At 61.3% G+C, this 22,814-nt stretch carries 24 protein-coding genes; 13 read left to right on the top strand and 11 right to left on the bottom strand.

The genetic code is table 11. From position 1 onward, the window contains the following. Window positions 1–148: 148 nt before the first annotated feature. The 5 genes from EA797_RS03020 to EA797_RS03000 are packed head-to-tail and all read right to left on the bottom strand — an operon-like array spanning window position 149 to window position 4,799. Window positions 149–1,291, bottom strand: coding sequence for an ABC transporter substrate-binding protein (locus EA797_RS03020; protein ID WP_122163703.1), 1,143 nt, complete (start codon window positions 1,289–1,291; stop codon window positions 149–151). A 24-nt stretch (window positions 1,292–1,315) separates the two neighbouring features. Beyond that, window positions 1,316–2,023: an ABC transporter ATP-binding protein gene (locus tag EA797_RS03015; protein WP_122163702.1), complete on the bottom strand. Its 708-nt coding sequence runs from the start codon at window positions 2,021–2,023 to the stop codon at window positions 1,316–1,318. Then, entirely contained in the window at window positions 2,010–2,777 is a 768-nt protein-coding gene (locus tag EA797_RS03010) for an ABC transporter ATP-binding protein (RefSeq protein ID WP_045424165.1), read from the bottom strand. Before EA797_RS03010 ends, EA797_RS03015 begins: the two co-directional genes overlap by 14 nt. Beyond that, window positions 2,770–3,798, bottom strand: coding sequence for a branched-chain amino acid ABC transporter permease (locus tag EA797_RS03005; RefSeq protein ID WP_122163701.1), 1,029 nt, complete (start codon window positions 3,796–3,798; stop codon window positions 2,770–2,772). The genes EA797_RS03010 and EA797_RS03005 overlap by 8 nt, the downstream gene beginning before the upstream one ends. Then, window positions 3,798–4,799 (bottom strand): branched-chain amino acid ABC transporter permease, encoded by a 1,002-nt coding sequence (locus tag EA797_RS03000; protein ID WP_244214076.1) that lies wholly within the window; start codon window positions 4,797–4,799, stop codon window positions 3,798–3,800. Before EA797_RS03000 ends, EA797_RS03005 begins: the two co-directional genes overlap by 1 nt. A 347-nt stretch (window positions 4,800–5,146) precedes the next feature. Here EA797_RS03000 and EA797_RS02995 point away from each other — a divergent pair, with 347 nt between their 5' ends. From EA797_RS02995 to EA797_RS02965, 7 genes are all read left to right on the top strand, one after another. Next, entirely contained in the window at window positions 5,147–5,980 is an 834-nt protein-coding gene (locus tag EA797_RS02995; protein ID WP_122163700.1) for an urease accessory protein UreD, read from the top strand. A gap of 138 nt (window positions 5,981–6,118) precedes the next feature. Beyond that, a complete protein-coding gene (gene ureA, locus EA797_RS02990) occupies window positions 6,119–6,421 on the top strand; it encodes an urease subunit gamma (RefSeq protein ID WP_122163699.1) in 303 nt (100 codons plus the stop codon). A 54-nt stretch (window positions 6,422–6,475) separates the two neighbouring features. Beyond that, window positions 6,476–6,985 carry a GNAT family N-acetyltransferase gene (locus EA797_RS02985; RefSeq protein WP_122163698.1) on the top strand — a complete coding sequence of 170 codons (510 nt, stop codon included), beginning with the start codon at window positions 6,476–6,478 and terminating at the stop codon, window positions 6,983–6,985. Further along, a complete protein-coding gene (locus tag EA797_RS02980; protein WP_122163697.1) occupies window positions 6,982–7,287 on the top strand; it encodes an urease subunit beta in 306 nt (101 codons plus the stop codon). Before EA797_RS02985 ends, EA797_RS02980 begins: the two co-directional genes overlap by 4 nt. Before the next feature lie 208 nt (window positions 7,288–7,495). Then, on the top strand, window positions 7,496–9,196 hold the full coding sequence (gene ureC / locus EA797_RS02975) for an urease subunit alpha (RefSeq protein WP_122163696.1): 1,701 nt from the start codon (window positions 7,496–7,498) through the stop codon (window positions 9,194–9,196). Window positions 9,197–9,833: 637 nt separating this feature from the next. Continuing rightward, a complete protein-coding gene (locus EA797_RS02970; RefSeq protein WP_122163695.1) occupies window positions 9,834–11,306 on the top strand; it encodes an NCS1 family nucleobase:cation symporter-1 in 1,473 nt (490 codons plus the stop codon). 109 nt (window positions 11,307–11,415) lie between these two features. Further along, the gene (locus EA797_RS02965; RefSeq protein WP_122163694.1) at window positions 11,416–12,603 is read left to right on the top strand and encodes a GAF domain-containing sensor histidine kinase; all 1,188 of its coding nucleotides are present in this window, start codon (window positions 11,416–11,418) and stop codon (window positions 12,601–12,603) included. On the opposite strand, the gene EA797_RS02960 is transcribed toward EA797_RS02965, so the two are convergent. Together EA797_RS02960 and EA797_RS02955 are read right to left on the bottom strand one after the other, a co-directional pair. After that, window positions 12,600–13,046: a hemerythrin domain-containing protein gene (locus EA797_RS02960; RefSeq protein ID WP_122163693.1), complete on the bottom strand. Its 447-nt coding sequence runs from the start codon at window positions 13,044–13,046 to the stop codon at window positions 12,600–12,602. The two genes, EA797_RS02965 and EA797_RS02960, sit on opposite strands and share 4 nt — an antisense overlap. Before the next feature lie 120 nt (window positions 13,047–13,166). Continuing rightward, window positions 13,167–13,433: a DksA/TraR family C4-type zinc finger protein gene (locus EA797_RS02955; RefSeq protein WP_122163692.1), complete on the bottom strand. Its 267-nt coding sequence runs from the start codon at window positions 13,431–13,433 to the stop codon at window positions 13,167–13,169. A gap of 310 nt (window positions 13,434–13,743) precedes the next feature. On the opposite strand from EA797_RS02955, the gene EA797_RS02950 reads away from it, so the two are divergent. After that, a complete protein-coding gene (locus EA797_RS02950) occupies window positions 13,744–14,463 on the top strand; it encodes a TorF family putative porin (protein ID WP_122163691.1) in 720 nt (239 codons plus the stop codon). Between the two features lie 11 nt (window positions 14,464–14,474). Here the strand turns inward: EA797_RS02950 and EA797_RS02945 are convergent, their stop codons facing one another. The 3 genes from EA797_RS02945 to EA797_RS02935 all read right to left on the bottom strand — a co-directional run bounded on the left by EA797_RS02945 (window position 14,475) and on the right by EA797_RS02935 (window position 17,494). Beyond that, a complete protein-coding gene (locus EA797_RS02945; protein ID WP_122163690.1) occupies window positions 14,475–15,632 on the bottom strand; it encodes an MFS transporter in 1,158 nt (385 codons plus the stop codon). Window positions 15,633–15,663: 31 nt separating this feature from the next. Then, window positions 15,664–16,527 (bottom strand): isocitrate lyase/PEP mutase family protein, encoded by an 864-nt coding sequence (locus tag EA797_RS02940; protein ID WP_122163689.1) that lies wholly within the window; start codon window positions 16,525–16,527, stop codon window positions 15,664–15,666. 94 nt (window positions 16,528–16,621) lie between these two features. After that, window positions 16,622–17,494, bottom strand: a complete 873-nt coding sequence (locus EA797_RS02935) for a DMT family transporter (RefSeq protein WP_122163688.1) — start codon at window positions 17,492–17,494, stop codon at window positions 16,622–16,624. A 328-nt stretch (window positions 17,495–17,822) separates the two neighbouring features. Here EA797_RS02935 and EA797_RS02930 point away from each other — a divergent pair, with 328 nt between their 5' ends. From EA797_RS02930 to EA797_RS02910, 5 genes are all read left to right on the top strand, one after another. Next, window positions 17,823–18,305, top strand: a complete 483-nt coding sequence (locus tag EA797_RS02930; protein ID WP_122164662.1) for a GNAT family N-acetyltransferase — start codon at window positions 17,823–17,825, stop codon at window positions 18,303–18,305. Between the two features lie 160 nt (window positions 18,306–18,465). After that, a complete protein-coding gene (gene ureE / locus EA797_RS02925; protein WP_122163687.1) occupies window positions 18,466–18,966 on the top strand; it encodes an urease accessory protein UreE in 501 nt (166 codons plus the stop codon). After that, window positions 18,963–19,640, top strand: coding sequence for an urease accessory protein UreF (locus tag EA797_RS02920; protein ID WP_122163686.1), 678 nt, complete (start codon window positions 18,963–18,965; stop codon window positions 19,638–19,640). The genes ureE and EA797_RS02920 overlap by 4 nt, the downstream gene beginning before the upstream one ends. Before the next feature lie 220 nt (window positions 19,641–19,860). After that, window positions 19,861–20,475, top strand: coding sequence for an urease accessory protein UreG (ureG, locus tag EA797_RS02915; protein ID WP_122163685.1), 615 nt, complete (start codon window positions 19,861–19,863; stop codon window positions 20,473–20,475). Window positions 20,476–20,620: 145 nt separating this feature from the next. Beyond that, window positions 20,621–21,196, top strand: coding sequence for a HupE/UreJ family protein (locus tag EA797_RS02910; RefSeq protein ID WP_122163684.1), 576 nt, complete (start codon window positions 20,621–20,623; stop codon window positions 21,194–21,196). Between the two features lie 69 nt (window positions 21,197–21,265). Here EA797_RS02910 and amn read toward each other — a convergent pair whose 3' ends face one another. Further along, window positions 21,266–22,738: an AMP nucleosidase gene (amn, locus tag EA797_RS02905; protein ID WP_122164660.1), complete on the bottom strand. Its 1,473-nt coding sequence runs from the start codon at window positions 22,736–22,738 to the stop codon at window positions 21,266–21,268. Window positions 22,739–22,814 lie beyond the last annotated feature (76 nt).

Genomic DNA, 22,814 nt, shown 5'->3' with positions numbered 1-22,814 from the left:
CGCATCATAAAAGCTCACAAAATGCAGCTTATTCGCTTCCATCCACCTCAAAAGTGATGCGCAAAGCAAAGCGGTATTAGGGCGTTGAGGCTTGACGTACCGTGTCTAGCCCCGCTCGCTGAAAGCCATAGTGTCTGCGCTGACGGTCTTACTCGCCGATTTGCTTGCTGACGATCTTGCCGCCTTCCACCACCGACATCGTTGTCGGTGTGATGAAGCCGCCTTCGTCCGTGATGCCCTGGATCGAGTAAAGGTTGTACTTAGGTTCCATGGTGCTGATCGCCTCGGCCATCTTGTCGCGAACCTGCTGTGGCTCTGTACTGCCAGCCAGTTCCATCGCCTTGGCCATCGCATGGAAGGCCAGGTAGTTATAAGCCGCTTCAGAGCCCGGCACCTTGCCGTGGGCCTGCTTGTAGCGCTCGACGAAAGCCTTCGCCTCTTCACCCTGGTACTCGGACAGCGGCACCACGCCGATAGCGCCTTCCAGCAGATCGAAACCGCCAGTGACAGCGGCGATCTCGTCCAGTTTGGCCTGATCCATCACGATGAACGCGCCCGGAAATCCGAGCTGACGGGCCTGCTGCATGACCAGCCCGGTGGGTTCAGATGCACCACCGACGAACATCACGTCCGGATTGGACGCAATTACCCGGCTCACACCCGTGTAGAAATCGGTCGACTTGTTGTAGTCCATGGGGTTGCTGGCGACGATCTCTCCGCCCTTCTCCTCCCAGGCCTTTGTCATCATGTTGGTCCAGATCTTGGCGTACTCGTGGGTCGCGCCTGCGATGCCGAGTTTCTTGCCGTAATGCTTGAGCGCGTAGTCGGAAAAGGCATCGACGTAGCCGGTGAATTCAGGCGGTATGCGTACGGTCAGCGGATTGCCCTGCTCGGTCACCGAGGGGACGCTGGTATAGGCCATGATCAGGAAGTTGTCGGCGACATTGAAATCCTGCAGTGCAAACACTCCGCCGGTATGCGGGACGAACACGGCAGCGGCTTTGGACTCTTTCACCAGGCGCTTGGCGTTGGTTGCCGCCTGGCTCGGCGAGTACTTGTCGTCCAGGCTGATGAGATTGACCTTGTAGGTCTCGCCGCCAATCTTGAGCCCGCCCGCCTTGTTGGCATCCTCAACAGCCATGCGCAGACCGGACAGTGTGTTCTCGCCATAGAGCGCAGCGCCGCCGCTGAGCGGGCCGGTAAAGCCGATGTTGAGCGTTTGCTCGGCGGACACCTGTGAAGAAGTAAAGGCGACGGCGATTGCCAGTCCAAGCGCTTTGAGCGTTTTCATTGTTATCTCCTGGGTCATGACTGTTCAGGCGCCGATATAGGCTTTGCGCACGGCTTCGTTACCCAGCATGGCCTGCTGATCACCTTCCATCACCAGGCTGCCGCCCTCGATGACATAGGCACGATGGGCGATCTTCAGCGCCGCGAAGGCATTCTGTTCGGCCAGCAACACACTGGTGCCGGACTTGTTGATGCGCGAGATCACCTCGAACATCTGGTTGACCACCAGCGGCGCCAATCCGAGCGAGGGCTCGTCGAGCATCAGCAGACGCGGGCGGCTCATCAATGCTCGGCCGATCGCCACCATCTGCTGCTGGCCACCGCTCAGCGAACCGGCCGGCTGGTTGCGTTTGTCGTGCAGGATGGGAAACAGGTCGAGCACTTCCTTCAGGTTGCGCTTGTTGCCTTCGCCATCGCGGCGATGCAGATAGGCACCGAGGGCGAGGTTCTGCGAGACGGACATCTGCGGGAACAGCTTGCGCCCTTCCGGGCAGTGCACAACGCCAGCGGCAACCAGGCCGGAAGGCTTGAGGCCGTCGATGCGCTTGCCCTCCAGCGTAATGCTGCCAGCGGTTGGCTTGAGCAACCCGCTGATGGTGTTGAACAAGGTGGTCTTGCCGGCACCGTTGGCGCCAAGCAGCACCACCAGTTCGCCGGCGCCGACGGTCATGGAAACCTGCGTGAGCGCCTTGAAGCTGCCGTAGCAGACATCGACCCGGTCAAGCTGCAGCATCGTAGTCACTCCCCAGATAGGCTTCGATGACAGCCGGGTTAGCCTTGATCTCGGCCGGCGTACCTTCGGCGATCTTCTCGCCGTAGTTGAGCACCATGATCTTGTCCGCCAGGCCCATGATCATGTCCATCTTGTGTTCGATCAGGCACACCGTCAGGCCGTGTTCGGGCATCTTGCGGATCAGCTCGGCAAGGCCTTCGGTCTCCTCGGGATTGACGCCTGCCGCCGGCTCGTCGAGCAGCACCAGCTTCGGTTCGGTGGCCAAGGCCAGGGCAAAGGCGACGCGCTTGCGCTCCTCCTGAGAGATATCCAGCACCACACGATTTTCCAAGTGCGCCAGGCCGACGAAATCCAACGCGGCGCGGGCCTTCTCGCGGCATTCGCGCTCTTCCTGTTGCAGACGCTTGGAATTGATCAGCACATCCCAGAGGCCGGATCGGGTACGTAGCCGATGGCCGACGATCAGGTTGTCCAGAACGGTGGCCTGCTCGAACAGGTGGGTGGTCTGAAAGGTCCGGCCTACGCCGAGCCGGGCCACACGATCACAACGCATCCGTGAAACGTCGTGGCCGTCGATCAGGATGCGACCGGAGGTCGGCTTGTGCACGCCGGAAATCAGGTTGAAGAAGGTGCTCTTGCCGGCGCCGTTCGGGCCGATGATGGCGTTGATCTTGCGCGCTTCGAACTCAACGCTGACGTCGTGCACCGCCGCCAGCCCGCCGAACATCTTGGTGAGGTTTTCGACCTTAAGCATTGTTGTTCACCTCGTTGCCTGGGGTGACCTTGGTGGCGGCACGCGGGTCGTTCGCCCGGGCTGCTGCGGTGTCCTTGCGCAACTTCCAGCCGAGGAAGGTGCCGATCACGCCACGCGGCATAAAGATCACCAGCACCACGATCAGCGGGCCGAAGATGATCATCCGGTAGTCCTCGAGGAACTGCAGCGACTGGGTGATCCAGACGATCCCAACGGTACCGGCCAGCGGCCCGAACAAGGTGCCGAAGCCGCCCACCAGCAGGTAGGTGATCATGTCGAACGTGTGGTTGGGGTTGGCTTCCTCCGGGCCGATGAAGCGAATCATCGAGGCATAAAGACCCCCGGCGACACCGGCATAGGTGGTCGAGAGGACAAAGGCCAGCAGCTTGTTGCGCATCAGGTCGATGCCCAGTGATTGGGCCAGCGCATCGCCGTTGCGGATCGCCATGAAGGTACGCCCCAGTAGCGAGCGAGCCAGCCGCCCGGCAAACCATATCGCCAGAACCAGAAACAGCAGCGCGAGATAGTAGAAGGGCACCGTCTGGCTGAAATCCACCAGCCCGAAGCCATCCGGCGCGGCAATACCGCGAATGCCGATGGCGCCGTGGGTCAGCTCTTCCCACTTGTCGATCAGCAGATAAATGATGAAGCCGACGCACAGCGTGAAGATGGCAAAGAAGTGCTCCTTCAATCTCAGCGAGACGATCCCGACCAGCGCACCGACGGCAGCCGAAACCAGTGCCGCCGCCACGAAGGCCGGCCAGAAATTCCAGCCATGGTCAGCGGTGAGAATCGCCAGGGTGTAGGCGCCGATGGCGAAGAAACCGCCGTGGGCGAGGTTCAGCTGGCCGCAGTAGCCAGTGATGATGTTCAGGCCGTAGACCGCAATGGCCCAGATGAAAGCGCTGGCCATCACGTAGACCTGATACTCGCTCTTGGCGAACAGCGGGAAGGCAAGGGCCAGGGCCAGCAACGCCAACTTGGCGCCGCGGCCGGTCAATAAGGACGCGAAACGATGCATCAGTGAGCCCCCTTGGCGAACAGCCCGGTCGGGCGGAAGGACAGAATCACCACCAGCAGAGAGAAAGCGATGATGTCCTTGTAATCCGAAGACAGGTAGAAGCCGCCGAAGCTCTCGGCGAAGCCAAGGATCATGGCGCCGATGATGGCGCCCGGAATGCTGCCCATGCCGCCGAGCACGATGATCACGAAGGCCTTCATGATCACCAGATGCCCCATCGCCGGATACACAAGGTTGATCGGTGCGTAGAGCGTCGCGGCGAAGGCGGCGAGCATGCCCGAGATGGCGAACGTCAGCATCGCTACGCGGTTGGAGTCGATACCGACGAGGAACGCGCCTTCGCGACTCTGAGCCATGGCGATGATGGTCGAGCCGAGCATCGTCTTGCGCAGGAACAGGTGCAGCCCCAGCATCAGGGTAAAGGCGCCCACGATGATCAGGAGGCGCTGCTCGGGGATGATCAGTCCATCGAAGTTGAGGATGCCGGCGTACGGCGAGGCCATCCGGCGGAAGTCCGAGCCCCAGAGCATCTGTACCACCGCTTCGAGAAACAGCAGGATGCCGATCGCTGCGATCTTGTCGTGGATTGGCGGTGCATTGCGCAGCGGGTGGAAGACCAACCGTTCCGACAGCACTGCAAGCACGGCCACCACTACCCCGGATGCCAACATGGCGATCCAGTAATGCAGGCCTAGATCGGTCATGAAGAAGTACGACGCAAAAGCGCCGACCATATAGAGCGCGCCGTGGGCGAAATTGGGAATGTGCAGGATGCCGTAGACGAGTGTCAGGCCAAGGGCGACCACACCGTAGATGCTGCCCAGGGTCAGCCCGTTGAGCACTTGCTGGAACAATAGATTCAATGCGGCGTCTCCGTGGATCTTGTTGTTATGTGTGCCACCGAGCGATAGCCGACCGCCGCGAGCAAACGGGTCGAACGCGCGACCACCGCCGGACACATCGGAACTCTTCGCCTGACTGACATTGGCACTCGCTTGCACCCTCGTCAAACGAGCAGCTCTGAAGAGATAAAGGGCCATAAAGCAGCGTGATGCTGGCAACAAGCTGTTTCGGTGACCGCCCAGTCGATCTGGTAAGGCTCGTGCGGATCAGTGGCCGATCAAGCGGAACGCAATGGAGTCAGCCTTGCTTAGACGCACCAAAGTGGATCACGGGCAATGTCGACTGCCTGCTTCGCACCATTTAGGTGCGCTAAAGGCAAGCCGGAGAACGTCGAAGTCTCCCAACGTTCCCCGCAGTTGCCAGCGGGCCTGGCCCGCGCACCGCCGTGGCGCGAGAGGCACGACAATTGCTCGACTCGTTTATCTAATCATTGATCTCAAGGTTCATGACTGCTCTGACTCCGCTGTTCACGCCCCACTGGAACGCCGAACTCGAGCTGGGATATGCCCGCTTCGACGACTCGACGCGCCCGGTGCTGCGTCGGCACAGCGGCCCGCTGCGGGTTCAGAAGCATCTCTACCCGGAGGGGCCGGAGGTCTGCCAGCACATCATCGTGCACCCACCGGGCGGCATTGCCGGCGGTGATCGTCTAGACATCAGCGCCACGGTTGGCACAGGGGCCTGGGCGCAGCTGACCAGCCCAGGAGCCGCTAAGTGGTATCGCGCTGGCGGGCCCGCGTTTCAGACTGTGCGGTTGCGAGTCGAGCCCGGCGCCACACTGGAATGGCTGCCACAAGAAAGCATCGTTTACTCCGCTGCGCAGGCGGAGCTGAGCACCGCCATCGAACTGGAGGGTGACGCCAGGTTGTTCTATTGGGACATCGTCGCGCTGGGCCGGCCGGCTAGTGCTGAACGCTTTGACGCAGGCCACTTCCAGGCTCAGCTGGACATCCGCCGCGACGGCGAATTGCTCTGGCATGAAAGGCAACGCGTGGTCGGTGGCGACGGCTTGCTGGACTCACCGATCGGCCTTGGTGGTCAGCCAGTATTCGCCACCCTGATCGTAAGCGGTGAAATACAGCCAGAGCTGCTGGAACGTTGCCGCGAATGGCCAAGTCAAGTGCGGGGCGATATGACCCAGCTGCCTGGCCTGTTGATCGGGCGCTGCCTGGCCGACGAGGCCTTGCACGCAAGGGCCTGGCTGATCGACATGTGGCGGCTGCTGCGCCCGGAGTTGCTCGGCCGCCAGGCAGTGCCACCGAGGATCTGGAGTACGTGAATATTGGTGGGTGAGGCTCTGCCGTTACCCACCTACCCTGGCGCTCCATAGAAGCGCCAGCCTGAATTTTTGCTGGGTGGTTTCGACCACCAGCCGGTGGATGTAAAGAGCCACATCCACCCCACGAATGGAGCTGTTATGGATCTGTCACCGAGAGAAAAAGACAAGCTGTTGATATTCACCGCCGGGCTTGTCGCCGAGCGTCGTCTGGCGCGCGGCGTGAAGCTCAACTACCCGGAGGCGATGGCCTACATCTCCGCAGCCCTGCTGGAAGGCGCTCGGGACGGCCGGACTGTCGCCGAGCTGATGCACTTCGGCACGACGCTGCTGACCCGGGAACAGGTGATGGAAGGCGTACCGGAGATGATCCCCGAAATCCAGGTCGAAGCGACCTTCCCAGACGGCACCAAGCTGGTCACCGTGCATCAACCAATCGCTTGAAACAGGGGTCAATGTCTACTGCGAAAGACCTTGAACCGTTTGAAGGATATCAACGTGCTGATACGTGACGCCCTGGACGCCGACCTGGAAGGCATCCTGCAGATCTACAACGACGCGGTGCAGAACAGCACGGCGATCTGGAATGACCGGGTTGTCGATCTCGACAACCGCCGCGCCTGGCTAGCCGAACGCCACGAACAAGGCTATCCCGTACTCGTCGCCATCGACGACCAACAGAAGGTTGCCGGGTATGCCTCCTTCGGCCCCTGGCGCCCCCACGACGGTTTTCGTCATACCGTCGAGAATTCGGTCTATGTGAGCCCCGACCATCGTGGCAGCGGCATTGGACGCAGCCTCATGCAGGTGTTGATCGAGCGCGCCCGCCAGCTCGAAAAGCACGTGATGATCGCCGCCATCGAGAGCGAAAACCGCGCCTCCATCCATATGCACCAACAACTGGGCTTCATGCACGCCGCGCAGATGCGTCAGGTGGGCTGCAAGTTTGGTCGTTGGCTGGACCTGACCATGATGCAACTGACCTTGAACAGGAAGCCCGAACCATGATTCCCGGGGAATACCAGATCCAGAAGGGCGACATCGAGCTCAATGTTGGTCGTCGTACCGTACAGCTCACAGTTGCCAACAGCGGCGACCGGCCGATCCAGGTCGGCTCGCATTACCACTTCTTCGAAACCAACGATGCGCTCGCGTTCGACCGTGCCGCCGCGCGCGGTATGCGCCTGAACATCCCGGCCGGCACCGCGGTGCGCTTCGAGCCGGGCCAGAGTCGCGACGTGGAGCTGGTCGATCTGGCTGGCGAGAGAAAGGTATACGGCTTTGCCGGACGGGTGATGGGCGCGCTCTGAAAGCCCCTCACCCCACCCCTCTCCCAGAGGGAGAGGGGACAAAGCCAACGTCGCGACGGGATTGAACCACGCAGATCACCTCTCACCCACGGGGAGAGTAGAAAAGCGGCCGACCGCGATGGGACAGACCAACGCCAATCAGCCCCATCTCCCTCCGGAAGAGGCTTGGGGTGAAGGCAGAGCCAATACGGACGATCAGGAAGCGCCAATGAAGATTTCCCGCCAAGCCTATGCCGACATGTTCGGCCCCACCGTCGGCGACAAGGTGCGCCTGGCTGACACCGAGCTGTGGATCGAGGTCGAAAAGGACTTCACCACCTATGGCGAGGAAGTGAAATTCGGCGGCGGCAAGGTGATCCGTGACGGCATGGGCCAGGGCCAGCTGTGCGCCGCCGACGTGGTCGACACGCTGATCACCAACGCCCTGATCCTCGACCACTGGGGCATCGTCAAGGCGGACGTGGGGCTCAAGGACGGCCGCATCGCCGCCATCGGCAAGGCCGGCAACCCGGACATACAGCCCGATGTGACCATCGCCATCGGCGCCAGCACCGAAGTGATCGCCGGCGAAGGCATGATCCTCACCGCCGGCGGCATCGACTCGCACATCCACTTCATCTGCCCGCAGCAGATCGAAGAGGCGCTGATGAGCGGCGTGACCACCATGATCGGTGGCGGCACCGGGCCTGCTACCGGCACCAACGCCACCACGGTGACGCCCGGCCCCTGGCACATGGCGATGATGCTCAAGGCCGCCGACGCCTTCCCGATGAACATCGGCTTCACCGGCAAGGGCAACGCCTCACTGCCCGAGCCGCTGATCGAGCAGGTCAAAGCCGGTGCCATCGGCCTCAAGCTGCACGAGGACTGGGGCACCACCCCGGCCGCCATCGACAACTGCCTGAACGTCGCCGACCAGTACGACGTGCAGGTCGCGATCCACACCGACACCCTTAACGAATCGGGCTTCGTCGAGACCACCCTCGGCGCGTTCAAGGGCCGTACCATCCACACCTACCATACCGAAGGCGCCGGTGGCGGCCACGCGCCGGACATCATCAAGGCCTGCGGCTTCCCTAACGTGTTGCCCAGTTCGACCAATCCGACCCGGCCGTTCACCCGCAACACCATCGACGAGCATCTGGACATGCTCATGGTCTGCCACCACCTCGACCCGAGCATCGCCGAGGACGTGGCCTTTGCCGAGAGCCGCATCCGCCGCGAGACCATCGCCGCCGAAGACATCCTGCATGATCTCGGCGCGTTCTCGATGATCAGCTCCGACAGCCAGGCCATGGGCCGCGTCGGCGAAGTGATCACCCGCACCTGGCAGACCGCCGACAAGATGAAGAAGCAGCGCGGCGCCCTGCCCGGCGACGGCGCGGGCAACGACAACTTCCGCGCCAAACGCTACATCGCCAAGTACACCATCAACCCGGCGATCACCCACGGAGTCAGCCACGAGGTGGGCTCGATCGAAGTGGGCAAATGGGCCGACCTGGTGCTCTGGCGTCCGGCGTTCTTCGGCGTGAAGCCGACGCTGATCCTCAAGGGCGGCGCCATCGCCGCGAGCCTGATGGGCGACGCCAACGCCTCGATCCCGACACCGCAACCGGTGCACTACCGGCCGATGTTTGCCAGCTACGGCGGCTCGCTACATGCATCGAGCTTCACCTTCATCAGCCAGGCGGCTTTCGAGGCCGGCGTGCCCGAGCAGCTGGGCCTGAAGAAGAAGATCGGTGTGGTGAAGGGCTGCCGCCAGGTGCAGAAAAAGGATCTGATCCACAATGACTACACACCGGATATCCAGGTAGATCCGCAGAACTATCAGGTCCGTGCGGACGGGCAATTGCTCTGGTGCGAGCCCGCGGAAGTACTCCCCATGGCGCAGCGCTACTTCCTGTTCTGATCAGGTAGCCAGGCGGAAATTCTGAGTAGTGAGGGGCGGCAGCGAAGACCAGCAGTCCGGGCTGCACCCCGCCACACCACCCCGTAGGATCCAGGGGGACGCCCAGTCCTTGCTGGCGATCCATGTTCTGTTGTTGAGAAGACGCATCAGCACATGATCGCGAGCAAGCTCGCTCCTACGAAAAGCGCGGTGCTCGGATCCCGATGATCGCCGCGGCATCTGTAGGAGCCAGGGGGACACCCAGTCCTTGCTGGCGATCCTCTTGACGCATGCTGATCGAGCAAGCTCAGCCCTAAGGGCGACGCCGGTCTCCCGTTGAGGCTCAGAGCTACTGGTGGTGGATGACGCAGACATTCGCGTTCGCTCATGCAGCCAAGAATTGTCCCCGGCCGCACGCTTAACGTGCGTCATCGAACGCGGTGCTTCAGGAATGAGCAAAGGATTGACCAAATCACTCATCACCACACCATCCTTTGTATACAAAAAATCTAACGAAAAATCCCGCCGCGTCTAATCTTCGTTGAGGCGGAGACCGGAATGACCATCGGTCGATCCTCAAATTGTCGCGATCCTGCCGTACGCGGAACAAGAACTGCATACAACCAAGCGAACAATAATCTGCACAGGGCGCATACCGATGAATCACGACGATTATCAGATCAAGCACATCGACCCAAGTCTGCACAACGCCGACCTTGCACCACTTGCCCCTGGTAAACGGAAGTGGGGCTGGTTCGAGATATTCAACGTGTGGTCCAACGACATTCAGAGCCTGTTCGGCTACACCCTGGCCGCCACGCTGTTCATCAGTTACGGCCTCAACGGCTGGGCCGTGCTGGCGGGCATCGTGGTTGCAGGTTTCATCGTCATGGGTCTTGTGCAGCTGACCGGCAAACCCAGCGTCAAATATGGTATCCCGTTCCCGGTCATGGCCCGCGCCAGCATGGGCATACGCGGCGCGAACTTCCCAGCGGTGGTGCGCGGGATTGTCGCGATCTTCTGGTACGGCGTGCAGACTTACTTCGCCTCTACCGCCGTGGCACTACTTATCCGTACCCTATTCGGTCCGGGCTCTGAAGCCACGCTGCTGGGGCTGACAAGCGTCGACTGGGTCGCCTACGTGATCGTCTGCGTCTTCCAGGTTGCGCTGTTCGTACGGGGTGTCGATTGGGTGACGCGCTTTCTGAACTGGGCGGGCCCGCTGGTCTATCTTGTCATGATCGCGATGATGATCGCCATCTGCTACAAGGCGGGCCCAAGCCTGGCAGGTGCGCTGGGCAACATTTTCAGCGGCACCGGCAGCTATTCCGGAGGACCGATTGCGGCATTCGCGGCCGTGGTCGGCACCATGGTCGCCTACTTCGCTGCGGTGGTGATCAACTATGGAGATTTCGCGCGATTCGTGAAGGACGAGCGTCAGATGCGCATCGGCAACTTCCTCGGGCTGCCGGTGAGTCTGGCGATCTTCTCGTTGATCGCCCTGGTCATCACCGCCGGTACCGTGGTCGTATTCGGTGAAACGCTGACCAACCCGACCGATATCGTCGCACGCATCGACAATGTCGGCTTGACCCTCATCGCTGCGATCACCTTCTTCGCTGCCACCGTCGGTATAAATCTGGTCGCCAACTTCATTCCACCGGCATATGACATCGCCAACCTGGCGCCGGCGCGCATCAGCGCCCGCACCGGTGGTTTCATCACAGCAGCGATCGCCTTTTTCATCGGTGCCCTGTGGGTGTCGTTCATCAGCGCCGTGGGCATTGCCGCGTTCGTCGACACCCTGGGCGCGGTGTTGGCACCGCTGTACGGCATCATCGTGGCTGATTACTACCTGGTCCGTCGCCAGCAGCTGAACGTGCAGGATCTGTTTTCAGCCGAGCCTGGTTCGACCTACTACTTCAACGCCGGATGGAATCGCAAAGCGATTATCGCCTTTGGTATCAGCTCGATCTTCTCCGTTGCTTCGGTATGGACGCCAGGCCTGGAAAGCCTGTCTGGCTTCGCCTGGTTGCTGGGCGCCCTGTTCGGCGCAGTCGTGCACTACCTGCTGATGCGCAAGCAGATCGTCCCTGCGACGGTGGCAGCAACGCTCACTCCGCAAGGATGAGTGCATAATCCAGATCGACCCGGCAATTTGTCGGGCCGATTCGGATAGAGGTTTCGCTCATGGTAAAGTGCCACGCCCTTCGCCGCGCTCTGACCACGACGACACCAGAATGAAACGATCGGTAACCGACGACATCTCGGCGATCAGCCGTATCAACGCAGTTCCCGCCATCCTTCAGGTCATCACAGAGACCACCGGGCTGCGCTTCGCCGCCGTAGCACGTGTTACGGACGACTCCTGGACGGCATGTGCAGTGCTCGACCGAATCGACTTTGGCATGCACGTAGGTAGCGAGCTGGAAGTAACGACGACCCTCTGCCACGAAATCCACGCATCTCACGAAACCATCGTCATCAGTAAGGTCAGTGAAGACGCTCGCTACCGCGATCATCACACGCCAAGGATCTACGGTTTCGAAAGCTACATTTCGTCTCCGATATTTCGTACCGATGGCAGTTTTTTCGGCACCGTGTGTGCGCTCGATCCGCTACCGGCAAATCTGTCGGATGGCTCGACTCGCGCGATGATGGAGTCCTTCGCAAAACTTCTGGCCGTCCAGCTGGAGGCCGAGGAACAGTTCGAGGCGACCGAGGCGGCATTGCTGGATGCTCGCCAGACCGCCGAGCTGCGAGAACAGTTCATCGCCTTGCTCGGTCACGACCTGCGCAACCCGCTGGCGTCGATCATCTCGGGAACTCAATTGTTGCTGAGGCGCTCCAGTGAGCCCGCAATCACGGGTATTGCCGAACAGATGCTCACGGCCACTCACCGTGCCTCGCGGCTGGTGGATGACGTACTGGACTTCGCCCGTGGCCGGCTGGGCAATGGCATTCCGCTGAATATCCGTGAATGCGACAACCTGCACGAAACACTGGCGCATATAGTCTCCGAGATGCAAAGCAGCTATCCGGAGCGCAGGCTGCAATGCCAGATCGAAAACCTTGCGCCGATCCGTTGCGATTCTGACCGCCTGGCGCAACTGCTATCCAACCTGCTGGCCAATGCCCTCACCCATGGAGCTGCGGATGGCGCGGTGCGGATTTGCGCACGGATCGAAGCTGGTAGCTTCGTCCTGACGGTAAACAACCCGGGCGAGCCGATACCACCAGAGCGGCTGGCGCATCTTTTTCAGCCTTACTGGCGCGAGCCATCCAGCACCCAGTCAGGGCTCGGACTGGGGCTGTACATCGCCAACGAAATTGCGTTGTCACACGGCGGCCAGATGCAGGCAACGTCCACTGCCGAGGCGGGCACGACCTTCATCTTCAGCATGCCCACCGGCGGCTCGGCAGCTTAGGCGTGCTCGGCTTTCATCACTTCGTAGGCGCCCAGATAGGCACCTGCTAGCTGGCGCTTTTGCTGCTCACTGAGGAGTTTGCCAGCCATCTGGAAGAACTTGTGTTCCTCTTCCTGCAGATGATGGTGGACCTTGTCCGATAGCTTGCGTGCCTGGGCCAGCCAGCTGGGGCTGCTGGGATCGGTTTCTTCCAGCGCCTCGACCATCTCGTCCATTTCGTGATGCTCGGCAATGGCATGACGGGACAGATCGACCCCGCTGTCATCTCCCATCAGAGGAATGTAGAAATGGCGCTCTTCGGCTACCGAGTGCACCCATAGTTCGTGTTTAAGCTGAGCGAACAGCTCCTTGCGCTCGGAGGAGTCGCCGCTGGTTTGAACCAGGCGCTCGGAAAGATCGCGCTGAATGTCGTGGCTCAGGCGCAGGGCTTCGAAAATCATCATGGGTACATTCCTCGTCCATGAAAGGGTGTGGGGGACGCGACGTGAGACACGCGGGCGCGCATCGAGTGCGGTCACACCTCAGGTTTTCGCGCTATTTTCCCCAGGACTTCGCGCCGCCAATCAGCGTAGCTGGCTGTCCTTGCTGCCACGACGGTTGTAACCGCTGAACTTCGCCTCCTGCTTGTCCAGCTCGGTCTGGCACTTTATGCACAACCGTACGCCGGGCACCGCTTGCCGCCGTGCCTCCGGAATCTTCGCGTCACATTCTTCACAGTGGGTCAGACTTTCGCCTCGTCCCAGCCGACTGCGCGCACGCTGGACAGCGTCTTCGATGGTGCTGTCGATCTGTTCCTGCACAGCGCCCTCATTAGCCCAACCGGTGGCCATCGCACACCTCCTCTCACTCTTTACGCCACTTTTAGTGGCACTCACTTTTATTGGAAGGCACCTCATTGATCCGGTTCAGTCCAGGCGATTGGCGGCGCAAATAATCAGTTAAGCCAACAGCTCGGCACCACCCGTCGATTTGCTGGCGCCAAATCGACGAGCGGGGATCGCGGCGAAGATGTGTTGGCTATTCTTCGGCCCGGAAACGGCACAGACCTGAGCTGTAGAGCGGTTCGATCGCTCCGGCTCCGTTTGCCGCACAGGGTCGTCACTGGTCGACCGCCCCAGAACTAACCAGTGAAAGCTGTATATGGATTTTAGATACCTGATGGCATTGGCCATCGTGCTGACCGGCTGCGCGAGCCAACCCGAGGTCGTCGAGCGTGAGGTTGGGCAGTTTGACCTCAAGCTCGGCACTGCGCCTACCCGCAGCATGGCCCAGGGTTTGGTTCGGCCAACCACTGCAAGCGCCTTTCGCGGCGGTCTGGACCTTACGCACGACAGCGGCCTGTATGTCGGACAATGGTCGCCAAGCATTGGCGTCCTGGATGGTAGTCAGCTGGAATTCAACAGCTATGTCGGCTTTGCGCAGCAGCGTCTGGACGACGGCCCGGGATACGAGCTGGGTGTGATTCGCTACAGCTTCCCGGAACTGGAGAATCGCAACCGCGAAGCCTACTACGCAGGATTCAACATTGGAGGCAGTCGCATGGGCGGCGCCTTGAGCAGCGCCCTCGGTCGTACTGACAGTACGCTTTACCTGGAGCTGGGGGCGGTGCGACCGCTCGATCTGGGTGTGCGCCTGAAGTACGCCAGCCATTCGATGGACAGCCCCATGTATCACCCCGGGGGCAGCGTGCGGGTATTCAATGACTGGTCGCTGAACCTCTCCCGAGATCTGCTCGGCGTGCAGATGGACCTGTCCTATACCGACTCCAACCTGAGCGGCGCGCAATGCGGCGTCTACTCAGGGCTCAACGCCCATTGCGAGCGCTTCATGATGTTCAAGGCCGAGCGCCAGTTCTTCTGACCGCTCGCCTGTCAGCCCTGGCGCAAGTGCCGCTGTGCATTGCCAACGGCCAGCAGAAAAACTCCAGCCGCGAAGCCGTACAGCATCCCGAGATTGCCGTCTTGATACAGCCAGGAGCCCAGCACCGGCCCGGTGGCCATGCCCATGAAGCGGAAGAAGTTGTAGCTGCCTACGGCAGTGGCCCGGTTGTTCGGGTATAGATCCATCAGCAGACTGGTTTGCACCGGCAGCGAGAGCCCGAGGAAAAGCCCGAACGCCGTAACCGCCACTACCAGCGCAGTGAGCGACCATTGCGCAACGGCGAGAAACAGCAGCAGGCTGAGCGCGTTGAGCAGGGCCGTGACCAGCAGCATCGGCCTGGGACGCCAGCGACCGAGCAATCGCCCACCGGTAAAAGAGCCGATCACCACCGCAATCGACAGCGGCAGAAATACCAGGCCCTTTTCGCTGGCGCTCAGACCATAGACGCTGTCCAGCACCCGCGGCATGAACACGAGATAGTTGTAGAAGGCGTAATACTGCACGAAGCTCAGCAGCATTAGCGCCAGGCCTTGATGGTTACGCAGCACATCCATGTACTCGGCAGGATGAAACGCCTTGGGGGTAACCCCGGCAGGCCGCGTCTCTTCCAGCCAGATCGCGTTTGCCATCAGCGCTACGCCGCCCACCACCGCGAGCAGCAGGAACACGTAGTGGAAATCCACATGCTCACCGATAAAACCGCCGACCACCGGGCCGACAACCGGCCCCAGCGCAACCATCATCTGGAATGAACCCATTGCGCGGCCGCGCTCAGCGCCTTCGAACCGGTCGCCAATCACCGTGACGGCCACCACCGCACCCGCCGCTATCCCGACGGCTTGCAAGGCGCGGAAGACCAATAGCGTCTCGATGTTCTGAGCCAGAAAGCAACCCAGCGACGCGACGATGTATACCGCAAGCCCCGCCAACAAAGTCCTCCGACGACCACGTCGGTCTACCAGCGGGCCGTAGACGATCTGCATAAACGCCAGCACGAAGGTAAAGATCGAAATGCTGAGGTTGATCAGCAGAGGCGTGGTAGCGAGCGCAGCGCCCAGCTCTGGCAGGATCGGCGCATAGACCGTCTGCGTGAACGGCCCCAGAAACGCGGCGAAAGCCACCATGAAGGTAAGCAGGCGTGGGTTCATCGGATCTCCCGTGTTGCCAGTGACAGCTGGTCTATTCCTTGACCTGCATGTATTCCTCAGCCCAGACCATGTACTCCTCGGCGGTCGAATATTTGACCGAAAGCTGCGAGGCATTGAGGTCCGAGGCATCGATCTGGCGCTGTTCGCGCAAGCAGTCGTAGGTGGCCTTGATCGCAGCGAAGTACGCCGCGTGACCATTGACGACGATGCGTACGCCAAGCTCGGCCAGCCGCGCGTTGTCGCGCAGTTGCGGATTGCCATAGGTGACCAGCATCAGCGGCACGTTGAGTTTCTCGGCCACCTGCTCGAGCTGCGTGAAATCTTCGATGCCAACCAAGCAAATGGCATCGGCGCCTGCGGCCTCGTAGGCCTGCACGCGCGCAATCACTTCTTCCAGGCCGATAACCCCGGCATTGGTCCGGGCAATGATGCAAAGCTCGGGGTCGATGCGCGCCTCGAGAGCCGCACGGATCTTGCCGACCGCCTCGAACATGCCGATGAGGTCGGTGGACTTGCGTCCGAATTTGGCCGGCAACAGCGTGTCTTCGATGGTCAGCGCAGCGATCCCGGCGCGTTCGAGTTCAACCACGGTGCGCATGACGTTGAGGGCATTGCCGTAGCCATGGTCGGCATCAGCGATGATCGGCAGGCGGGTGACACGGCCGATGCGCGCGGCCTGTTCGACGAACTCGCTCAGGGTAATCAAGGCGAAGTCCGGGGCAGCCAGTACCTGTAGCGAGGCGACGGAGCCACCGAGAATCCCGACCTCGAATTCGAGATCGGCAGCGATGCGCGCCGACATCGGATCGAACACCGATGCGGTGTGGTAACAGCGGTCAGAAGCGAGTAGCCGACGGAATTCGCTGCGCAGGGCGTGATGAGAGATACGTTGCATGTGTTTTCCTGATGAGTCGCACGCAAGGGTCGAGTCGCCCTTGTTCGGTAGTGTTGGAAGCGACACGGACGGCCGGAGGCACGCCCGCGGTGTTCTAGATTTGCGGGCGAGGTTGTCGGCCCTGTACATACGCCATGACCAGTCCGCTGGCGATGATGATGGCCATCCCGATGACCGCACCTATATCCGGTGCATGATCGAAGACAACCAGCCCCACCACGCCGGCGAAGATGATCTGCGAATAGGTGAACGGTGCCAGCGCGGCGGCGCTGGCAAAGCGGAATGCATTTGTCAGCAGCAGGTGACCACTCATTGCCATGGCTCCAAGCGCCGCCATCATCAGCCCGTCATGCAGCGTCGGCGTTTGCCAGTTGAAGACCACCAGTACGCTCATCACCGCGCTACCCACCAGGCTGGTGATGAAGTTGCTGGTCACCGGATGATCCGTGGCGCTGAGCCGGCGCGTTATGAGCTGATACAGCGTGAAGCTCACAGCGGCACCGAACGGCAGCAGGATGGCGGGTGTGAACAGCGCGCCGCCGGGCCTGACGATGATCATCACGCCGATCAGCCCACAGACCACTGCCAACCACTGACTGCGACTGACGCGCTCACCGAGCAAAGCGGACGCGATGGTAACCAGCAGCGGCGTAAGGAAGATGACAGCGGTCGCCTCGGCCAGCGGGATATAGCTCAAGCCGCTGATGAACAGCATGCTCACGCACACCAGACTCAAACCGCGACAGACCTGCAGTTTCGGCCGTAGGGTGTGGAACACACGGCGTCCCATGCTCGGGCTGAACAGGCCAATCATGAGAAACGTTTGCGCCATGTACCGGGCCCAGATGACCAGAAACACCGGGTACAGCTGAGTCAGATATTTGGAAAGACCATCGTGACCGGCGAGTGTCAGGCACGAGACAAGAATGAGCGCGACGCCAAGCAACGGATTGTGCGAGTTGTTCAAGGGGATGACCGCGAAGATAGGTAGCTAACTAAGAAATTATGCCCGGAAATGCGCGACTCGTCAGTCATCACGTTAGCTCGGCCGACCAGACGCCGCACAGTTAACGGTAGTCATGGAGCAACTTTTTCATCCGGTTCGGCGCGGCCTGGATCGGCACGCCGCCTCAAGACGGACCGATCACGTAACTGTCATCCCGTCGGGTTCTAATGCCGGCGTCCGTCGGTGGGCGTTCCGCTCGACGGGCAATCGCGTATGATCGCCGCCCCCGAGCGTGCCGCAGAGCCGGCCGCGCCATTGCGAGTGTTGTTTGATGTTCAAGTTACGAGCGATGCAGGCGCGAGATATTCCTGCTGTCATGTGGATTCAGGAAGAATCCTACGCCCCGGAAGTACTCGAGGACGAAGCGGTGATCCGGGCACGCTTTGCCGCCTGCCCACAGCTGGCCTGGGTAGCCGAGGACGATCAGGGTGTTTGCGCCTACCTCTTCGCCTATCACTCACGCGTTGGCAAGGTGACGCCACTGGACGGCGAATTTCAGCACCATACCGAAGCGGATTGCTTGTACCTGCATGATCTTGCCGTCGCCCGCCGAGCCGGTGGCCGTGGTATCGGACCGGCGCTGGTGCGCAACAACCTGGAGCAGGCCCGCACCCAGCAGCTGCGCTACTCGGCGCTGGTGTCAGTACAGGAATCGGAAGCCTTCTGGACTCGGATGGGCTATGCCGCTCATGACGAGCTTGACCAGCCGCAAGCCACCAATCTTGCCAGTTATCAGATTCCGGCAATCTACATGGTGCGTGAGCTGCACTGAGCGCACCATTATGGCGCACTATTGCTATCAAAGCACCAAAAAAGGTCAGCTGAAGCCCCAATAACAGGCACGATTCCCCCTCAGCCCACTTAATGTGCGGTACGCCACATTGGCAAGGCACTTGCTCTGCTTGTACTCATCAGTACAACTGGAACTGCCCATGCTTGTCATACGCCAACGCACCGCTACGCACCCTCATCCAGACGCGGAACTGGAGTTGAGCTACGACGCGCGCAGCAAATCGCGGCTGCGTTGTTTCACCACCAAGGGCGAAGACGTCGGCCTGTTTCTTGAGCGCGGCCAACCGCCGTTGCGCGATGGCGAGTGCCTGCAGGCCGAAGACGGCCGCATCGTTATCGTGCGTGCTCGCTCGGAAAAACTACTCCACGTCACCTGCGTCAGCGCTTTCGAACTCACACGCGCGGCTTACCACCTGGGCAATCGCCACGTAGCGCTGCAGGTTGGTGACGGCTGGCTACGCCTGCTCGATGACTACGTTCTCAAGGACATGCTGCTTCAACTGGGCGCGACTGTGGAACATATCGAAGCCCCGTTTCAGCCAGAGCACGGCGCCTATGGCGGCGGCCATCATCATTCCCACGCAGGCGAAGCCGAATTCAGCTACGCACCGCGACTGCACCAGTTCGGCGTACGCACGTGAATCCCGCGGCGTTCGCCTTGCTGCGACTCGCCAGCCCGCAGCTGCCGATAGGTGGCTACAGCTATTCCCAAGGCCTGGAGATGGCGGTGGAACGTGGGCAGGTAAGCGATGAAGCCGCAGCGCGTTGCTGGCTTAGCGATCAGCTTGTGCTCAACCTCGCGCGCTTCGAAGCGCCGCTGCTCCTGGCTCACTGTCACGCTGCCAGCAATCAGGACTGGCCTGAATTGGAGCGGCTAACGGCCTGCCATCGTGCCAGTCGAGAAACCCGAGAGCTGCGGCTGGAGAGCAGGCAGATGGGTTATTCGCTCAAGCAGCTGTTAGACAATCTGCCGGAGCTCGACCAGCCGGCCCGCACCTTTTACCAACCTATCGAAGAGCCCGGCCTCGCTCTTGGCTGGGCGTTGGCCGCCCGTGCCTGGGGGATCAGCCCGGAAGATGCGCTTACTGCTTGGCTTTGGGGCTGGCTGGAGAACCAGCTGGCAGTGTTGATGAAAACGCTGCCGCTCGGACAGCAGGCGGCTCAGCGGTTGACCTCGCAGCTGCTGCCGACGTTGGAACAGGCTCAACGAGACGCAACCTTGATCGAGCCAGAGCGCTGGGGGAGCGCGGCGTTTGGGCTGGCGTTGGCCAGCATGGCGCATGAACGGCAGTACAGTCGGTTGTTTAGGTCATGAGGGGATCAATTCCGGCTTTGCCGTGCACGTCTGTAGTAGCGAGCTCTGCTCGTGAACTCGGCGGTCACGCGTGGCGCACGGTGTTCACCGAGCTAACGCAAAAGGATCTTGGCCGCAAAACAGGCTCACCCAACGACTCCCATCCCCTGCCCCAACCGGCAGCGGCACGCCCTTCGCATCAAACCGAGGCAGTCACGCTGCCTTTTAGAGGAGAACACCCATGAACACCCAACCCCTGCGCGTCGGTATCGGCGGCCCGGTCGGTTCCGGCAAGACTGCCCTGACTCTCGCCCTCTGCCTGGCTCTGCGTGATCGCTACAACCTCGCCGTGGTGACCAACGACATCTACACCCAGGAAGATGCCCAGTTCCTGGTACGTAACGAGGCCCTGGCGCCGGAACGCATCATTGGCGTCGAAACCGGCGGCTGTCCGCACACGGCAATACGTGAAGATGCATCGATCAACCTCGAAGCCGTCGAGCAGCTAAACCGCCGTTTCCAGGGGCTGGACCTGATCATCGTCGAGTCCGGCGGCGACAACCTTTCCGCGACGTTCAGCCCGGAGCTGTCGGACCTGACCATCTACGTGATCGACGTATCGGCCGGCGACAAGCTGCCGCGCAAGGGCGGACCGGGCATCTGCAAGTCCGATCTGCTGGTGATCAACAAGGTCGACCTGGCGCCCATGGTCGGCGCCTCGCTCGAAGTCATGGATCGCGATACCCGCAAGATGCGTGGCGACAAGCCCTTCGTGTTCAGCAATCAGAAGGTTGGGCAGGGCCTCGACGAAATCATCGCCTTCATCGAAAAACAGGGAATGCTTAAAGCTGCCTGATGAATCACTTCGTTGGATCGAGATGGCTCGGAACAGGGCGAGAGCCGCTGATCGCTTCGCCAGCTCCATCAAGACGAGGCCAACCAACTTACCGGAATCGCCCGAGACGATTCGCGACCACCATGCCTACCAGAAGGAATTCCACATGAATCCGTACAGCAAACTCTTCACCGCTTGCGCACTTTTGCTCGGCCCGACCTTGGCCTTCGCCCACCCGGGCCACGACCATGCTGGCGTGATGTCAGGTGTCGCCCACCCAGTGTTTGGTCTTGATCATCTGCTGGCGATGCTCGCCGTCGGCCTCTGGGCTGCCCAGCAAACCGGCAAGGCGCGCTGGGCATTGCCGCTTACTTTCGTGGCGACCATGCTTGTCGGAGGGCTGCTGGGCTTTGCCGGCATCGAACTACCACTGATGGAAACGGGTATCGCCGGTTCGGTGCTTGCGCTCGGCCTGCTGGTCGCCCTTGCCGTGCGCCCGCCAGTGGCTGTGGCGGCTGCGCTGACCGCTCTGTTCGCGCTGAGTCATGGGGTAGCGCACGGGCTCGAATTGCCCGCACTGTCCAGCCCCTGGGGCTATGCGGCAGGCTTCGTGGCCGCCACCGCCGCGCTGCACGGGACCGGTTACATCGTGGCGCGCAATCTTCCTCAGGTAGCGGCGCCTCTGGTTCGTATCGCGGGCGCAGCTTCTGCGCTAGCCGGCGCCTGGCTGCTCGCCGCCTGACGCCAAACCTCACCCCAACAAGCAAAAGCCCGAGCTGAACTCGGGCTTTTGCTTTTACACCGATGCCTGTTACCGGAACGGTGGCTCGTCGAAGCTGCGCAGCTTGCGCGAGTGCAAGGAGTTGAGCTGCGTGCGCAACAGGTCGAGCGCAGCGATACCGATCTTCAAATGCTGGGTCACGGCGCGCTCGTAGAAGGCATTGGCCGAGCCGGGCAGTTTGATCTCGCTGTGCAGCGGTTTGTCCGACACGCAGAGCAGCGTGCCGTATGGCACCCGCAGGCGATAACCCTGGGCGGCGATAGTGCCGCTCTCCATGTCCACCGCAACGGCCCGTGACAGGTTGATCAGCGGCCGCTCCTGCGCCCAACGCAGCTCCCAGTTACGGTCGTCATAGGTCAGCACGGTGCCAGTGCGTAGACGCTTCTTCAGCGCTTCGCCCTTGTCACCGGTGATCTGTGCGGCAGCCTCCTGCAACGCCTGCTGCACCTCGGCCAGAGCGGGCAGCGGAATATGTGGCGGCAGCACGCGATCGAGAATGCCGTCGCGACGCATGTAGGCGTGAGCCAGCACGTAATCACCGATGGATTGCGACTGACGCAAGCCCCCGCAGTGGCCGATCATCAACCAGCAGTGCGGGCGCAGCACGGCCAGGTGGTCAGTGATGTTCTTGGCGTTGGAAGGACCCACCCCGATGTTGACCAGAGTGACGCCGTCGCCGTCTTCAGCCTGCAAGTGATAGGCCGGCATCTGGTAGCGGTGCCAGAGCACACCGCCAATGATCGCCTGCGCTTCACCCTCCTCCATGCCGCGCTCGATGATGATGTTGCCCGGCAGCACCATACGCACGAAACGGGTGTCGTCGCGCAGCATGTCGAGACCGTGACGGATGAACTGATCGACGTAGCGGTGATAGTTGGTCAGCAGGATCCACGGCTGCACGTGCCGCCAGTCGCTGCCGGTGTAATGCACCAGCCGGCGCAGGGAGAAATCCACCCGCGCCCCGTCGAACAGCGCCAGCGGGTAGGGGTCGGCGTGCTCCCAGTCGTACAGGCCATCAGCGATGTCGTCGGTGGCTGCGGACAGATCGGTGCTCGGGAACACGCGCGCCAGCTCGGCTGCCGTCACACCGGTGCCGGCCAGCTCGTCGCCCTGCTCGATCACATAGGGGTAGGGAATGTTGCGGTCGCTGATGCCCACCTCGACCTTTACCGCGAAGTCACTGATCAGCGGCCGCAGTTGATCGAGCAGGTAACTACGGAAGGCCGCTGGATGGGTGACGGTGACGCTATACACACCGGGCGCCTGAACCTTGGCATATGCGCGAGTGGAGGCAGGAACCTCGCCATGACAGGCATAGGTCAGGCGCAGCTCAGGATAGTGGAACAGCGCGCGCTCTGCGGCGTCGGGCTCTTCGCGTGTCGTGACATAGCGCTTGAGTGCCTGGTTCAACGCCCGGGTGGCCTGCTGATGCAGCTCGGCAAGGTGGTCCACGGCCGCTTCAGCGGTGGTGGCAATGCGAAAGGTCTCGCCTGCTGGATTCATGGTGGTTTCCTTGTCTGTTCGTTGAAAACATCTTGCCTGCTGTTCGATGACAGCGGTAGCACCCGTTTCGGTGCAC

Origin of the sequence: Stutzerimonas zhaodongensis (assembly GCF_003696365.1) — a bacterium.
GTDB classification, from domain to species: Bacteria; Pseudomonadota; Gammaproteobacteria; order Pseudomonadales; family Pseudomonadaceae; genus Stutzerimonas; species Stutzerimonas zhaodongensis.
The sequence above is the reverse complement of the archived record's forward strand: the minus strand, read 5'-3'. Positions and strand labels throughout refer to the sequence as shown.

Excerpts from the sequence above, each read along its gene's own strand:
- EA797_RS03020 (WP_122163703.1), bottom strand. The coding sequence starts at position 1,291 with ATGAAAACGCTCAAAGCGCTTGGACTGGCAATCGCCGTCGCCTTTACT.
- EA797_RS03015 (WP_122163702.1), bottom strand. The coding sequence starts at position 2,023 with ATGCTGCAGCTTGACCGGGTCGATGTCTGCTACGGCAGCTTCAAGGCG.
- EA797_RS03010 (WP_045424165.1), bottom strand. The coding sequence starts at position 2,777 with ATGCTTAAGGTCGAAAACCTCACCAAGATGTTCGGCGGGCTGGCGGCG.
- EA797_RS03005 (WP_122163701.1), bottom strand. The coding sequence starts at position 3,798 with ATGCATCGTTTCGCGTCCTTATTGACCGGCCGCGGCGCCAAGTTGGCG.
- EA797_RS02995 (WP_122163700.1), top strand. The coding sequence starts at position 5,147 with ATGACTGCTCTGACTCCGCTGTTCACGCCCCACTGGAACGCCGAACTC.
- ureA (WP_122163699.1), top strand. The coding sequence starts at position 6,119 with ATGGATCTGTCACCGAGAGAAAAAGACAAGCTGTTGATATTCACCGCC.
- EA797_RS02980 (WP_122163697.1), top strand. The coding sequence starts at position 6,982 with ATGATTCCCGGGGAATACCAGATCCAGAAGGGCGACATCGAGCTCAAT.
- ureC (WP_122163696.1), top strand. The coding sequence starts at position 7,496 with ATGAAGATTTCCCGCCAAGCCTATGCCGACATGTTCGGCCCCACCGTC.
- EA797_RS02970 (WP_122163695.1), top strand. The coding sequence starts at position 9,834 with ATGAATCACGACGATTATCAGATCAAGCACATCGACCCAAGTCTGCAC.
- EA797_RS02965 (WP_122163694.1), top strand. The coding sequence starts at position 11,416 with ATGAAACGATCGGTAACCGACGACATCTCGGCGATCAGCCGTATCAAC.
- EA797_RS02960 (WP_122163693.1), bottom strand. The coding sequence starts at position 13,046 with ATGATGATTTTCGAAGCCCTGCGCCTGAGCCACGACATTCAGCGCGAT.
- EA797_RS02955 (WP_122163692.1), bottom strand. The coding sequence starts at position 13,433 with ATGGCCACCGGTTGGGCTAATGAGGGCGCTGTGCAGGAACAGATCGAC.
- EA797_RS02950 (WP_122163691.1), top strand. The coding sequence starts at position 13,744 with ATGGATTTTAGATACCTGATGGCATTGGCCATCGTGCTGACCGGCTGC.
- EA797_RS02945 (WP_122163690.1), bottom strand. The coding sequence starts at position 15,632 with ATGAACCCACGCCTGCTTACCTTCATGGTGGCTTTCGCCGCGTTTCTG.
- EA797_RS02940 (WP_122163689.1), bottom strand. The coding sequence starts at position 16,527 with ATGCAACGTATCTCTCATCACGCCCTGCGCAGCGAATTCCGTCGGCTA.
- EA797_RS02930 (WP_122164662.1), top strand. The coding sequence starts at position 17,823 with ATGCAGGCGCGAGATATTCCTGCTGTCATGTGGATTCAGGAAGAATCC.
- ureE (WP_122163687.1), top strand. The coding sequence starts at position 18,466 with ATGCTTGTCATACGCCAACGCACCGCTACGCACCCTCATCCAGACGCG.
- ureG (WP_122163685.1), top strand. The coding sequence starts at position 19,861 with ATGAACACCCAACCCCTGCGCGTCGGTATCGGCGGCCCGGTCGGTTCC.
- EA797_RS02910 (WP_122163684.1), top strand. The coding sequence starts at position 20,621 with ATGAATCCGTACAGCAAACTCTTCACCGCTTGCGCACTTTTGCTCGGC.
- amn (WP_122164660.1), bottom strand. The coding sequence starts at position 22,738 with ATGAATCCAGCAGGCGAGACCTTTCGCATTGCCACCACCGCTGAAGCG.